Raw genomic sequence first — 13,011 nt, forward strand, 5'->3', positions numbered from 1 at the left:
CGGCGCCGGCAAGACGGTGGTCGGCGAATTCGCTGTGCACCTGGCGCTGGCCGCCGGCGGCAAGTGCTTCTATACCACGCCCCTGAAAGCCTTGAGCAACCAAAAGCACACCGACCTGACGGCCCGCTACGGCCGTGACCAGATTGGGCTGCTGACCGGCGACCTGGCGGTCAATGCCAACGCGCCCGTGGTGGTGATGACCACCGAGGTTTTGCGCAACATGCTCTACGCGGACTCTCCTGCGCTGCAAGGGCTTTCCTATGTGGTGATGGATGAGGTGCATTTTCTCGCCGACCGGATGCGGGGCCCAGTGTGGGAGGAAGTCATCCTGCACCTGCCCGACGAGGTGCGGGTGGTCAGCCTATCGGCGACTGTCAGCAACGCCGAAGAATTCGGCGGCTGGATTCAAACCGTGCGCGGTGACACGACGGTGGTGGTCGACGAGCACCGGCCGGTGCCGCTGTGGCAACACATGCTAGTGGGCAAGCGGCTCTTCGACCTGTTCGATGAGACGCGGGTGAACCCAGACTTATTGCGCCACATCGCCTACCGTCGCGAAGCCGATCGGATAGCGGATTGGCGAGGCCCACGCCGACAGGGACGGCCGCGGTTCTACCGGCCACCGGCCCGGCCGGACGTGATCGCCAAACTTGACTCCGAAGGGCTGTTGCCCGCGATCACCTTTGTGTTCTCCCGGGCGGGGTGTGACGCCGCCGTCCAGCAGTGCCTGCGGTCGTCGCTGCGGCTGACCAGTGCGGAGGAGCGCGCCCAGATTGCCGAGGTGATCGACCACCGCTGCGGCGACCTGGAGGACGCCGACTTGGCGGTACTCGGTTACTACGAGTGGCGGGAGGGGCTGCTGCGCGGTCTGGCCGCCCATCACGCGGGGATGCTGCCGGCCTTCCGCCACACGGTCGAGGAGCTGTTCACCGCCGGCCTGGTCAAGGCGGTGTTCGCCACCGAAACGCTGGCGCTCGGCATCAATATGCCCGCCCGCACCGTGGTGCTGGAGCGACTAGTGAAGTTCAACGGCGAGCAGCACGTGCCGCTGACGCCGGGGGAGTACACGCAGTTGACCGGTCGCGCCGGCCGGCGCGGAATCGACGTCGAGGGCCACGCTGTGGTGCTGTGGCACCCCGATATCGAGCCCTCCGAAGTGGCAGGCCTGGCCTCCACCCGCACATTTCCGTTGCGCAGCTCGTTTGCCCCGTCCTACAACATGACGATCAACCTGGTGCATCGGATGGGCCCCGAACAGGCCCACCGGCTGTTGGAGCAGTCTTTCGCTCAGTACCAGGCCGACCGATCCGTCGTGGGACTAGTGCGCGGCATCGAGCGCGGTAACAGGATGCTCGACGAGATCGCCGCCGAGCTCGGCGGCCACCATGCGCCGATCCTCGACTATGCCCGGCTGCGTGCCCGAGTTTCTGAGATGGAGCGTTCGCAGGCCCGGGCGTCTCGGCTGCAGCGACGGCAGGAGGCCACCGATGCGCTGGCGGCACTACGCAGAGGAGACATCATCACCATCACCCATGGCCGGCGCGGGGGGCTAGCGGTGGTGTTGGAGTCTGCCCGCGACAGTTCGGACCCCAGGCCGCTAGTGCTGACCGAAAACCGTTGGGCCGGACGCATTTCGTCGGCAGATTATCCGAGCGCACAGCCGCCGGTGGGGTCGATGACGCTGCCTAAACGGGTCGAACACCGCCAGCCGCGGGTACGCAGGGATCTGGCGTCGGCATTGCGGTCGGCCGCCGCGGGACTGACCATCCCGGCAGCCCGAGGCGGCAAGAAGCGCGCCAATCCGGACTCGGATTTGGAGTTCCTGCGCGAGCAAGTGCGACGTCATCCTGCACACCATGCTGCCGACGTCGACGCTCAGGTTCGCCAGGCCGAGCGTTATCTACGCATTGAGCGCGACAACGCGCAGCTGGACAAGAAGGTGGCCGCCGCCACCAATTCACTGGCCCGAACCTTCGACCGAATCGTCAAGCTGCTCACCGAGCGTGAGTTCATCCAGGGACCGGCGACCGACCCACACGTCACCGACGACGGCCGATTGCTGGCACGGATCTACAGCGAAAGTGACCTCTTGGTCGCCGAATGCCTGCGCGCCGGAACGTGGGCGGGTTTGAAGCCACCAGAGTTGGCGGCGGTGGTCTCGGCGGTGCTCTACGAATCGCGTGGCGGTGAAGGGCCGGGCACGCCAGGGGCCGAGGCCCCCACTCCACGATTGCGGCAGGCGCTGCAACAGACCGCGCGGCTATCGGCGGAGCTGCGCGCCGATGAGCAAACGCACCGGATCGGCCAGAGCCGCGAACCCGACGACGGCTTCGTCAACGTCGTCTACCGTTGGGCGCGGACCGGCGATCTGGCGGCGGCCTTGGCTGCCGCGGACGTCACCGGCACCGGTTCCGCGTTGTCCGCGGGGGATTTCGTGCGCTGGTGCCGACAGGTGCTCGACCTGTTGGACCAGGTCCGCAACGCCGCCCCGGACCCCGCAGTGCGAGCTGCCGCAAAGCGCGCCATCAACGACATCCGGCGCGGCGTCGTCGCAGTTGACGCCGGGTAGGCTTGGCCGGAGCTACGGTTACATCCGAAAACTGATCGCAGCAGGACCCAGAAGGACCAGGGAGAAACGATGAGCGGACCGCAGGGACCAGACCCACGGCAGCAGTGGCAACCGCCCGGCCAGGGCGGCGATCGTTCATCAGACCCCACCGTGGCCGGATCGCCCTGGCAGCAGCAGCCAACCCAGGAAGCGACATGGCAAACCCCGGCGTACACGCCCGCCGAATATCCGCAATATCCGCAGCAGTATCCGCCGTCCACGCCCGGCTACGGGCAACCCGACTTCGGTTCGCAGGCCACGCAATATGGTGCGCCGCCGCAATATGGGCAGCCCGGGCAGTACGGCCCGCAGTATGGCCAGCCGGGCCAGTACGGGCAACCGGCCCAACCCGGCCAATACGGCCAACCTGCCCAATACCCCGGGCAATTCAGCCCCTATGACCAGTCGAGTAAGGGCTCCAAGCGATCCATGGCTCTCATCGGCGGTGTGGTCGGTGTCATCGCCGTACTTTTCATCAGCGTCGTCTTAGCGCTCGGTTTCTGGCAGCCCGGGTTCTTCGTCACCACCAAACTGGACGTCAACAAGGCCAACGCCGGCGTGCAGCAGATCCTGACCGACGAGACCAACGGCTATGGCGCCAAAAACGTCAAGGACGTCAAGTGCAACAACGGGGCCAACCCGACCGTCAAGAAGGGCGCCACCTTCGACTGCACCGTCAGCATCGACGGCGCCCCCAAGCGCGTGACGGTGACGTTTCAGGACAGCAAGGGCACCTACGAGGTCGGCCGACCGCAGTAACCGGTCATGACGGCAAGGCGTCGAGTGCCTTCTGCAGCCGGCTGATCGAAGTCCCGACACCGAACCGGGTCGCCAGCTCGGCGGTGCGCACCGGGTCGGCGGCAACCAATGGCAGCGCGTCGGTGGGCGTCGACAGCGTGACCGGAGCGTCGGTGGCCACCCGTACCACCGTGCTCGCGGCTTCGATATAGTCCGACGCGGCAAGCAGTTTCGCCCGCAAGCTCTTGGCCATCGCCGACTTGGGGTCGGCAGCGGCAGCCAGGATCTGATCCAGCGAGCCGTGTTGGGTCAGCAGGGTGGCCGCCGTCTTCTCACCCACGCCGGGCACCCCGGGCAGGCCGTCGGAGGGGTCGCCGCGCAGCAGCGCGAGTTCGGCGTAGGCCGGTCCGGGCCGGTCCGCCGGTAACCCGTACTGTTGGGCAACCTCGGCGGGGCCGAACACGGCGGCTTTCGACAGTCCGCGGCCCAGGTAGAGCACTCGAACGGGAACCGGATCGTCGGACACGACTTGCAGCAGATCGCGGTCGCCGCTGACCACCACCACCGGATCGCGGCGTTCCTGCGCCGCCAGCGTGCCTAGCACGTCGTCGGCTTCAAAGCCTGGCGCGCCTGCGGTCGGGATCCCGAATGCGTCGAGCAGCTGCATGATCATGTCGACCTGCGGGGTCAGCTCGTCGGGCACCTCCTCGACGTCGGGCTGGCCTTCCGGCGCGGCTTCGGCCACTCGGTGTGCTTTGTAGGAGGGGATCAGGTCCACCCGGAACTGCGGTCGCCAATCCAGGTCCAGGCACACGACCAGCCGGCTAGGCCGTTGCTGGGCGATCACTACCGCCATAGAGTCGATGAATCCGCGCACGGCGTTGACCGGCCGCCCGTCAGGTGCGGTGATTGAGGACGGCACGCCGAAGTACGAGCGAAACCACATGCTGGCGCCATCCAGCAGCAGCAGGGGAGCGGGCATGCGGGTTATCCTGCCAAGCCAGGCCGCCGAACGTCGACTTGTTGTCGCCTAATGCCGTGAATTGCCGCATCAACTCGACGTTCGACGCCTGCGATTAGCCTGACTGCCATGGATTCCCGTCGATTCGATGCAACCGTGTACGCGCGACGGCTGGCTGCGGCGGCAGCCAAGACCGCTGCCGCCGGTCTGGCGGGCTTGGTGATTACGCCGGGCTACGACCTGCGCTACCTGATCGGCTCGCGCGCCGACACGTTCGAGCGACTCACCGCGCTGGTGTTGTCGGCTGCCGGTGAGCCGACCATCGTCGTGCCGCGGCTGGAGCTGGCCGCCCTGCAGGAACCCGCAGCCGCATTGGGGCTGGTGGCGCGCGACTGGGTCGACGGCGATGACCCTTACCAGTTGGTGAGTGCCGCGTTGGGCGGCGGCGCCGTGGCGACTGCCGTCACCGATTCCATGCCGGCGCTGCACCTGCTGCCGCTGACCACCGCATTGGGGGCGCTGCCGGTACTGGCCACCGAGGTGCTGCGTGAGCTGCGAATGGTCAAGGAGCAAGCGGAGATTGAGGCGCTACGTCGGGCCGGCGCGGCTATCGATCGGGTGCATGCCAGAGTGCCGGAGTTCTTGGTGCCGGGCCGAACCGAAGCAGAGGTCGCCGCTGATATCGCCGCAGCGATTGTCGCCGAAGGGCATTCGGAGGTGGCTTTCGTCATCGTCGGATCCGGCCCGCATGGCGCCGACCCGCATCACAGCTTTTCCGATCGCAGGTTGCAGGCGGGTGACATTGTCGTCGTTGACATCGGCGGCACCGTCGAGCCCGGATACCACTCCGACTGCACCCGCACCTACAGCATCGGCGAGCCTGAACCAGCAGTGACGCAACAATATTCGATTCTGCAGCGGGCGCAGCGGGCGGCCGTCGAGGCGGTCCGTCCAGGTGTGACGGCTGCGCAGGTAGACGCCGCGGCCCGCGATGTATTGACGGCGGCCGGGCTGGGCGAGTATTTCGTGCACCGCACCGGGCACGGCATCGGGTTATGCGTGCACGAAGAGCCCTACATCGTCGCCGGTAACGACCTGCCGCTGAGGGCGGGCATGGCGTTTTCCGTCGAGCCGGGCATTTACTTCCCCGGGCAGTGGGGGGCCCGCATCGAGGACATCGTGGTGGTAACCGAAGACGGCGCGCTGTCGGTCAACAACCGGCCGCACGAGCTGACGGTGGTGGCCGCCCAGTAGGTTGGCGTGGTGTCGCTTCTGTCGTGCGTCGCATTGTCGACGGGTACCCCTCGGATCGCGCTGGTCATCCCGAGCGTAGTTGGTCAGTGACTTTGTCCCAGTTGGTCTTTCCGTCGCTACGGTGGTCGGTCATGTTCCGGCACTCGCCATAGACTTGGATGCGCGCCCAGCCCACGCTCGGGCCCGCCGACATGATGGCCATGACCCCGTTCTTGTTGATGACGCGGCCATAGGGGTGCAGCCCCGGTGGGGGTCCGTTGTTCCAGCCGTGTGCGATCATCGTTGCCGCGATGTGGTCGAAGTAGGCATCGGCATCCGAGGGCGGCGTGAAGCTCATTTCGACGACGCCGCGGTAGGGCGCCTCGGCCTGATCGTTACATGATCCGAACTTGAAATTGCCATACATGTCAGGCAGATTGACTGACGACGTGATCTGCGTGGCGGCGTCGACGACCTGTGCCCGGGCTTGATCGTCGGATAACGCCGGTAGGTCGGCTCGGTGCGGAAACATCAGGGAGCACCCTCCTAGGAAGACTGACAGGGTCAGAACCAGGGCGGTAACCCGCTCATGGATGCGCAGGGTATTGATGATCATCACGGATCGTTTCTCGAGGGCGTTCGGCTTCGGGATCGATGTAACCAGGGATGCCGGGTATTCGGAACGCGCCGAGGTGCGGCTGGCGCCGGCCGTCGGCGAGTAGGTCTTCCGTGGCCAGGCGGTGGGGCTGGCCGACGGCGATGTCGGTCATGCTGCGCAGCGCTTCACTGCCCATCACGTAGTAGTGCGAATGGTCGTGCCGATCGAGCGACCCCGAGCCGGGCACTTCGGCCTGGAATCGGATTGATCCGTAGCCTTCGCCGGCCGGGTCACGGCCCAAACCGGCATTAGCCGGCAGCGGGATCCCGTAGTCGTGGAGCCTGTCCTTGAGCAATTCTCCTGGCACACCGCTAGATTGGCCGATCCAGCTGACCGGGTCGGTAGCGGCGGCGCCGACGTAGACGTGCCCGCCGTCGAGGTGAAAATCGGCAGCGCTGTGCGCGAGATCGGTTCCGGGGCTGCCGATGAGCACCGCGTCATTGGCACGCATGCCGCTACCGGCGAAGGCGTCCGCGACCGTCGTCGAGCCGTAGGAATGCCCGATGACGCTGATGTGTTGGGGTGTAAGACTGTTGTGGGTAGCCCAAAGACCGTTGACGTCGCGGGCCAGCAGGTCGCCGCCTTGGCGGGCCAACCCAGGCTGGCTAACCCGGGTATCGGAGAAACCGTCGGGCGCGTCGTAGCCCATCCAGGCGATCACCGAGGTGTAGTGATGCTCGGGGTCGGCGGCCCGGGCTTGGTCATAGAGGTTGATCGCGTCGTCATGCCCGCTCATCCAGCCTTGCGCCACACTGCTGCCGGTACCGGGAACGATCACCGCGGTGTTGCGCGCCCAGTCGGGGTTGCCGATCGCGATCGCCGCCTTGCCTTGACCGTCGAAGGCCAGCGGGTCGTAGGACCACAGCATGACCGGTCGTTCGTTGGGGCCGTCGGGTCCTTTGTTGTAGCTCAGACCGTCGCGCGTCCTTATGGCGTTCTGGTAGCGGGTGATGTCAGCGGCCGAAAGCCGGTACGTGGCAGGGTTGTTGAGCACGTCCGCGGCGGACACCCCGCGTTGCTGGGCCAGGTCTTCGACCCGGTTGATGTCGTCGTTCATCACGGCCTGGTTGACAGCGTCGCGGGCTATCGCGTTGATGCCGTTCAGGTTTCCCAGCTCCGGCGGGTGCTGCGCGATGAGTTGGTCTCTTTGTTCCTGGCTCAGCGAATCCCACCACCGCTTCACGACTTCAGGGTCGGTGTCGGGTGGCGGAAACTCCAACGGTACTTCGGGTTTCGGAGGGGACAGCGGTACGTCTAATGCCAGGTTGGCTCGCGAGTCGCCTAAGACGGCCGCGTAGTTGGCGCGGACCTGCTTGACCTGATGCAGGGTTGTCGCGGTGTCGTCGATGGCTTGTTGTTCAAGGTCGGCGATGTATTGATCCAGCAGCGCCTGGTCCGGTGTGCTGCGCTCGAGCTCGAGCAGTTGGCCGAGCCGGCTATCGATGTCTTGCAGTTGTGTTTCCAGGTAAGCGATTTGGTGGCCTGCGTTGCTTTGCGCTTGTGTCAGCGCCGCCGCGACGGTACTCAGATCAGCGGCAATCTTGGGCAGTTGAGCGGCTTGGGCTCTCAGTGTCTGGATGACTCGGCGGACCTGGGCGCAGTCGTTGATCGGGTGGTCGCCGTTCGCTCGAGTCCACGACGCGGCAAAGCGGCTGCGGGCCATGGCGAATGCGGCGTCGGCGTTGTTCGCGGATTGGCCGGCTCGGTCGAACGCCTGGGCCAGGGCCGAAATATCGGCTGGCCGACCGTGTTGCAGCGTCGCGTTGACCTGCCACGGATCGCCGCCGGCCTCCGCGACTAGCAGCGGGATGCTGATGTAGTGAAGTCGCATTGCCTGGTAAGGCCTACCGTTCGTTGAGCTGGTGGTTGAGGTTACTACTGCGCTACCAACTGTCAATTCACCCTGCTGGTCTGGGTGAATACCGGTAGCCGACGGTTTGGGTCAGAATCCGGGCGTGCCCCCATTGGCGGTAGATCCAGCCGTGCTGTCTGGTGCGGGCGGCGCCGTAGCGGCTGTTGGTAATCAGGTCGCGGCGGCGGTGGCTTCGTTGACGGCCGGGTTCGGGGCCAACACTGGGCAGGATGCGGCCGGTGAGGTGTTCGGGCTGGCATATCAGGATGCCGCCGCGGCGCTGCTGAAGGCAGCGGCGGCGGGGGTGAATGCGTGCCGATTCAACGGGGCGAAAATCCAGCTGTCGGCGTCGAATTACTCGATCGCCGAGGCGGCGTCCACCTTGGGTGGTGGCTTCGGCGTGTTGCCGCCACCGAGCGAGCCCGAGCAGTTTGCGGCTCCGGGTCCGCCGGGGACATTGGGGCCGGGGGAGCCGCCGCCGCTGCTGTGGTCGGTCGTCCAGCTGTTTGTCGGTGACCTGTGGCCCAATGGCGACGTGGCAGGGCTGCGGGCAGCCGCCGGGCGTTGGCGGGGCTTCGCTGCGGTGCTCAATGGAGTGGTTGACCAGCTCAACGGTCCCAAGATGGTGGTCGCCGGGCAGCAGATCCCCGAAGGGGAAGCGATCCAGACGGTGCTGTCGTCGATCGGCACCGATATGGCCGCCGTGGGCGCGCAGTGTGCGCAATTGGCCGGCGCGCTTGAGGATTTCGCTGACGAGGTGGCGCGCGCGCAGAACGCGATCCGGGATCTGCTGGACCTGTTGTCGGTGTCCGGGTTGTGGGATCAGGTGATGTCGTTTTTCGAGGGCGATGCGCTGGACGAGATCAAGGAGATCGCCGCGGACATCAGGGCTGTCCTGCACAACATGGGCAGGCAGGCCCGTGCCCAGGAGCAGCTGCTGCGGCAGGGCATGCAAATCCTCGACGGCCTGGTGGTGGGCATGCAGCGGGTGGTGCGCGGTGAGCTCACCCAGTTCTTGGGGGAAGATGTCGGCAATCCAGTCGCGACCGTGTTCGACACCTGGGTCAACGTCAACGAAGGATTTGTCAAGGCCGCCTTCGAAACCGCGCACGGCCTTGACCAGCTGGACCCGACGCGGTTTCTCAACGATCCCGAAGGTGCGGCGGCCACCTGGAAGGGCATGACCCGGACCGGCTTGATCAATCATTTCGCCAACCCGCAAGACGCTGTTGCGGCCGACAAAGAAATGTTGAGAGGGCTGCTGCACCTTGACGATTGGCGAGCGGACCGGCCCGGTTTAGGGGCCGGCGGGAACCTGTTCGATATCGCATCGCTGTTTATCGGCGGTGGTTCTGGGGCCGGAGCTCGGGGTGCCGCAGTGGGTGGGCGTGGTGCCGGGGCGGCGGTTGAGGGCGCCGATGCTGCGGGGCTAGCTGGGCGCGGCGGCAGGATTGCCGGCGAGGTCGGGGATGTCGCGGGTGCGGCCGGTGGGTTGCGAGGTGTCAGCCAGGCCAGTCGAGGGCTGACCACAAATCTGGAGAATCTCAGCCGGGCGGAGTTACCGGTCGGTGGCCGCCCGGTGGGGTTGCCGCCGGTTGGGTCGCCGGTTGGGTCGCGCCCGCCGGAACCAGCATTGCCTCGTCTGCCGGAGCCGCCGGTTGGGCCGCGCCCGGTGGAACCAGCATTGCCTCGTTTGCCGGAGCCGCCGGCCTCGGGGCGGCCTGTCGGACTTCATGAGCCGGAAGCCGTTGCGAGACCAGCGGTGTTGGACGGGCAGCCGGCGCCGGCCGGCTCTCGGTCAGCTGACTCCGGGCCGGCACCGGTTTCACCCGGTGGATCTCCCGTTGAGCCGGCACCCGTCGCCGCGCATTCGGCTCCGGTTCCCACGCCCGCGGCGCCTCACGCGCCAGCTTCGGTCCCGGCCGGTCGCCCGGCCGAGCTACCGGCACCTGGCGCGCTCGGTCACGAGATGCCCTCAGGCGCACCATCACCGGTGCACGGTGGTGGTCCGCGCGGGCCGGTCGACGGCGCTGCCGCCGATGGGCACACGCCCGCGCCACCCCATGACGGGCTGCCGCACGGACCCGACGACGGTGGTCCACACCCGGACGATGCATCCTCGGGTGGATTGAGTGCGGAGGCACGCGACGAGATCATCGCAACGCCGAAGGGCAGTCGCCCTGACCCGTCAGAATACTTGTCGCCAGCATATATTGAGAGCCATCTTGAGCAGTTCACGGACGGCGCGACTCGATTCATGCCGGAAAGCAATCTGGAGAAATATGGAATTGCTCAGCGGGACGGCACATCATTCGTCATGCCCAAGAGCGAAGCTGACGCCATGATTGAGGCGGCTCAAGGAAATCTCCGCGCAATGGAAGATGAGCTGGGACTGCCGGAGAACTTTCTCGACTCGAATACCATCGTCAGGATCGACATAGCCGATCCCAAGGAATTCAACCTGCGGATTCCCTCGGGAAACGAAGCGGGCGCTAACGAACAATGGATTCCCGGCGGCCGGCTACCCAACGGCGCCTCCGAGGCGATTGTCGACGGCGGCAACATACCGCCGGACGACTATACTGTCACGAACGTGTTCGAGTAGAAGCGAGATGCCATGAAATTCGACGACACATATTTCTCCCGGGAAGACCGGTATTCTCTCGGTGTCGAGTCTACGTCGGGCCGCTATTACGCGTCGATACCAGTCAGCAATGGCCTGGTCGACTATGAAGAGTATTACGAGTTGAGCCAAGAGGAATATGACGCTTTCTTGCAGGACGGGGAAGCGGCAGTGGAGTTCGTCGAAGCATGTCGGCGCCACGAGCACGATGACCTGCTTTTGCAAAAACCGGGCAAGAATCGGGGAACGCCGGTCTGACGTCCGGATGATCGGGTTATGGCGAGCTGTGAATTGATAACACGGCGGAGTTGCTGCGGCTGGCCTATTTCCATGCAACTGATCGGCGATGTCGTACCATTTTGCGTAATGGTGGTGATCACCCATGTTACGGCATTCGTCCGAAAGCTCGACAGACCCCGTCCCTAATTGTCCGATCGCTCTTGCCATAACCGCTGTGACAAACACCTGGGACGGATTACCCGGCTGAAAAGTCGCATTCCACGCGGTGCGAGTCCTCATCCCGAACGCAACTGATCTTTGATGCTGAACCCGTTGCTGTCATTACGGTGGTTGTTCCTGTTGCGGCACTCACCGGAGAGCTCGACAGCTCCATCTGCACCGAGAAAGGGGCTTACGCCGATGTCTGCCGTTACGCCGTCTATGTGGATCACCGCACCGAATAAATGCTGGCCCGGCGGCATGCCGGACAACCAACCGCCGGCCACCATCGCCGCGCAATTTGCTCGAAGTAGGAGCTGCGGTCGATTTAAGGAGGGACGACGAACGTCATGTCCACCCGGCCGCGGTAGGGCGGGTCGCCCTGATCGCTACACGACTCCCAGCTGAATCCTCCTGAAACATCTTGCAACCCAGCTATTCTGGCGATTTGCTCTGCCGGCTCGATTACCTGTGCCTTAGCCTGGTCGTCGGTGAGCGGATTTTCGGGGTGATCGGAGTCGTATGCGAAAAAGGATATCGGAGATCAAGCTGCCGCGACGCAGATCGCGGCCATCAGCCCGACAAGACGCACTGAACGCTTCTGGCATCGGCTGACTAAATTGATGATCACTCGGGCATGGATTCGCCAGTCAAGAGATTGGCTATGGTAGCTAGCCCTGCGGCGGCTAGACAGAAACTTCACTGCCCGCCAAGCTGGTCTTTGATGCTGTACCATTTGCCGTCGTGGCGGTGGTTGCCCATATTGCGACACTCGCCAAAAAGTTGGACAGAACCCCATTGGGCACCTCCGGAATGTACGCCGATGATGGCCAGGACGCCTCCTTTGTGGAGACCCCGGCCGAACGTGTGTATCCCTGAAGGCGGGCCGTCTGACCATCCATGGTCAACCATTGCTATTGCGATTTGATCGAAGTATGCGGCACGGTCAACGCCGGTCGGCATGTCGTATCCCATGTCTACTCGACCGCGGTAGGGGGGGTCTCCCTGGTCGTTACACGACTCCCAGCCGAAAACTCCTGAAACATTCTGTAATCCAGTTATTTTGACGATTTGCTTGGCCGGCTCGATCACCTGCTCCATAGCCTGGTCGTCGGTGAGCGGATGCTCGGGGTGATCGGGATCGTGCCCGAAAGAGGGTATCGGAGAGCAAGCTGCCGCGACGCAGATCGCGGCGATCAGCCCGGCAAGACGCACTGAACGCTTCTGGCATCGGCTGATTGAACTTGTGGTCACTCGGGACCGGATTCGCTGGCTAAGAAGTCGACTATGGCAGTTAGCCCTGCAGCAGCTAAGGCAAAGATTCACTGCCCACGAAGCTGGTCTTTGATGCTGAACCCGTTGCTGTCAGTACGGTGGTTATTCATATTGCGGCATTCGCCCGAAAGTTCGATAGCCCCGTCGGCGCCGAGAAAGGGGCTCACGCCGATAGTTGCGATGACGCCGTCTTTGTGGATCACCGTGCCGAACAAGTGCTGGCCCGGCGGTGCGCCGGCCGCCCAACCGTGGGCCACCATCGTTGCGGCGATTTGGTCGAAATAGGTGCTGTGGTCGATTCCGGGGGGAACGACGACCGTCATGTCGACCCGGCCACGGTAGGGCGGGTCGCCCTGGTCGTTGCAGGACTCCCAGCCAAAGCCTCCTGAAACATCCTGCAAACCGGCTATTTTGGCGATCTGCTTGGCTGGCTCGATTACCTGCGCCTTAGCCTGGTCATCGGTAAGCGGATGCTCAGGGCGGTCGGGGTCGTGTCCGAATGGAAACATCGGCGAACATCCTCCCAGTACAAGAGCGGCTGCGGCTAGCGCTGCGGCAGTGGGCTGCACCATCCAGTGACGCAGGCTGTTACTTGAATTCATGGTCGTTGCTGACAGAATCTCCT

At 64.7% G+C, this 13,011-nt stretch carries 11 protein-coding genes; 5 read left to right on the forward strand and 6 right to left on the reverse strand.

Features of this window, described 5'->3' with window-relative positions; genetic code table 11:
- Both F0Q45_RS19855 and F0Q45_RS19860 read left to right on the forward strand, forming a co-directional pair.
- A partial coding sequence (locus F0Q45_RS19855) for a DEAD/DEAH box helicase (RefSeq protein ID WP_149655571.1) occupies window positions 1-2,569 on the forward strand: 2,569 nt, incomplete at its 5' end.
- A gap of 69 nt (window positions 2,570-2,638) precedes the next feature.
- Window positions 2,639-3,367, forward strand: a complete 729-nt coding sequence (locus tag F0Q45_RS19860; RefSeq protein WP_149655572.1) for a DUF4333 domain-containing protein — start codon at window positions 2,639-2,641, stop codon at window positions 3,365-3,367.
- A 4-nt stretch (window positions 3,368-3,371) separates the two neighbouring features.
- On the opposite strand, the gene F0Q45_RS19865 is transcribed toward F0Q45_RS19860, so the two are convergent.
- Complete coding sequence (locus tag F0Q45_RS19865; protein WP_149655573.1) at window positions 3,372-4,328, reverse strand: 5'-3' exonuclease; 957 nt, start codon at window positions 4,326-4,328, stop codon at window positions 3,372-3,374.
- Window positions 4,329-4,436: 108 nt separating this feature from the next.
- Between F0Q45_RS19865 and F0Q45_RS19870 the strand changes: the two genes are divergently transcribed.
- Window positions 4,437-5,561, forward strand: a complete 1,125-nt coding sequence (locus tag F0Q45_RS19870; RefSeq protein ID WP_149655574.1) for a M24 family metallopeptidase — start codon at window positions 4,437-4,439, stop codon at window positions 5,559-5,561.
- Window positions 5,562-5,625: 64 nt separating this feature from the next.
- Here the strand turns inward: F0Q45_RS19870 and F0Q45_RS19875 are convergent, their stop codons facing one another.
- Together F0Q45_RS19875 and F0Q45_RS19880 are read right to left on the reverse strand one after the other, a co-directional pair.
- Complete coding sequence (locus F0Q45_RS19875) at window positions 5,626-6,156, reverse strand: hypothetical protein (RefSeq protein ID WP_262491074.1); 531 nt, start codon at window positions 6,154-6,156, stop codon at window positions 5,626-5,628.
- On the reverse strand, window positions 6,128-8,029 hold the full coding sequence (locus tag F0Q45_RS19880) for a putative alpha/beta hydrolase (protein ID WP_149655575.1): 1,902 nt from the start codon (window positions 8,027-8,029) through the stop codon (window positions 6,128-6,130). The genes F0Q45_RS19875 and F0Q45_RS19880 overlap by 29 nt, the downstream gene beginning before the upstream one ends.
- A gap of 124 nt (window positions 8,030-8,153) precedes the next feature.
- On the opposite strand from F0Q45_RS19880, the gene F0Q45_RS19885 reads away from it, so the two are divergent.
- Window positions 8,154-10,655, forward strand: coding sequence for a WXG100-like domain-containing protein (locus tag F0Q45_RS19885; protein WP_149655576.1), 2,502 nt, complete (start codon window positions 8,154-8,156; stop codon window positions 10,653-10,655).
- A gap of 12 nt (window positions 10,656-10,667) precedes the next feature.
- Complete coding sequence (locus F0Q45_RS19890; protein ID WP_149655577.1) at window positions 10,668-10,931, forward strand: hypothetical protein; 264 nt, start codon at window positions 10,668-10,670, stop codon at window positions 10,929-10,931.
- Window positions 10,932-11,188: 257 nt separating this feature from the next.
- Here the strand turns inward: F0Q45_RS19890 and F0Q45_RS29475 are convergent, their stop codons facing one another.
- From F0Q45_RS29475 to F0Q45_RS19905, 3 genes are all read right to left on the reverse strand, one after another.
- Window positions 11,189-11,401, reverse strand: a complete 213-nt coding sequence (locus F0Q45_RS29475; protein ID WP_262491075.1) for a hypothetical protein — start codon at window positions 11,399-11,401, stop codon at window positions 11,189-11,191.
- A gap of 409 nt (window positions 11,402-11,810) precedes the next feature.
- On the reverse strand, window positions 11,811-12,212 hold the full coding sequence (locus tag F0Q45_RS19900) for a hypothetical protein (RefSeq protein ID WP_149655578.1): 402 nt from the start codon (window positions 12,210-12,212) through the stop codon (window positions 11,811-11,813).
- A gap of 221 nt (window positions 12,213-12,433) precedes the next feature.
- Window positions 12,434-13,011: hypothetical protein (locus F0Q45_RS19905; protein ID WP_262491076.1), on the reverse strand; the 578-nt coding region annotated here is incomplete at its 5' end.

Source organism: Mycobacterium simiae (assembly GCF_008370645.1).
GTDB classification, from domain to species: domain Bacteria; phylum Actinomycetota; class Actinomycetes; order Mycobacteriales; family Mycobacteriaceae; genus Mycobacterium; species Mycobacterium simiae_A.

What these genes read in the sequence shown, in the direction of transcription:
- F0Q45_RS19860 (WP_149655572.1), top strand. Translation starts at nt 2,639, where the DNA reads ATGAGCGGACCGCAGGGACCAGACCCACGGCAGCAGTGGCAACCGCCC.
- F0Q45_RS19865 (WP_149655573.1), bottom strand. Translation starts at nt 4,328, where the DNA reads ATGCCCGCTCCCCTGCTGCTGCTGGATGGCGCCAGCATGTGGTTTCGC.
- F0Q45_RS19870 (WP_149655574.1), top strand. Translation starts at nt 4,437, where the DNA reads ATGGATTCCCGTCGATTCGATGCAACCGTGTACGCGCGACGGCTGGCT.
- F0Q45_RS19875 (WP_262491074.1), bottom strand. Translation starts at nt 6,156, where the DNA reads ATGATCATCAATACCCTGCGCATCCATGAGCGGGTTACCGCCCTGGTT.
- F0Q45_RS19880 (WP_149655575.1), bottom strand. Translation starts at nt 8,029, where the DNA reads ATGCGACTTCACTACATCAGCATCCCGCTGCTAGTCGCGGAGGCCGGC.
- F0Q45_RS19890 (WP_149655577.1), top strand. Translation starts at nt 10,668, where the DNA reads ATGAAATTCGACGACACATATTTCTCCCGGGAAGACCGGTATTCTCTC.
- F0Q45_RS29475 (WP_262491075.1), bottom strand. Translation starts at nt 11,401, where the DNA reads ATGGTGGCCGGCGGTTGGTTGTCCGGCATGCCGCCGGGCCAGCATTTA.
- F0Q45_RS19900 (WP_149655578.1), bottom strand. Translation starts at nt 12,212, where the DNA reads ATGGAGCAGGTGATCGAGCCGGCCAAGCAAATCGTCAAAATAACTGGA.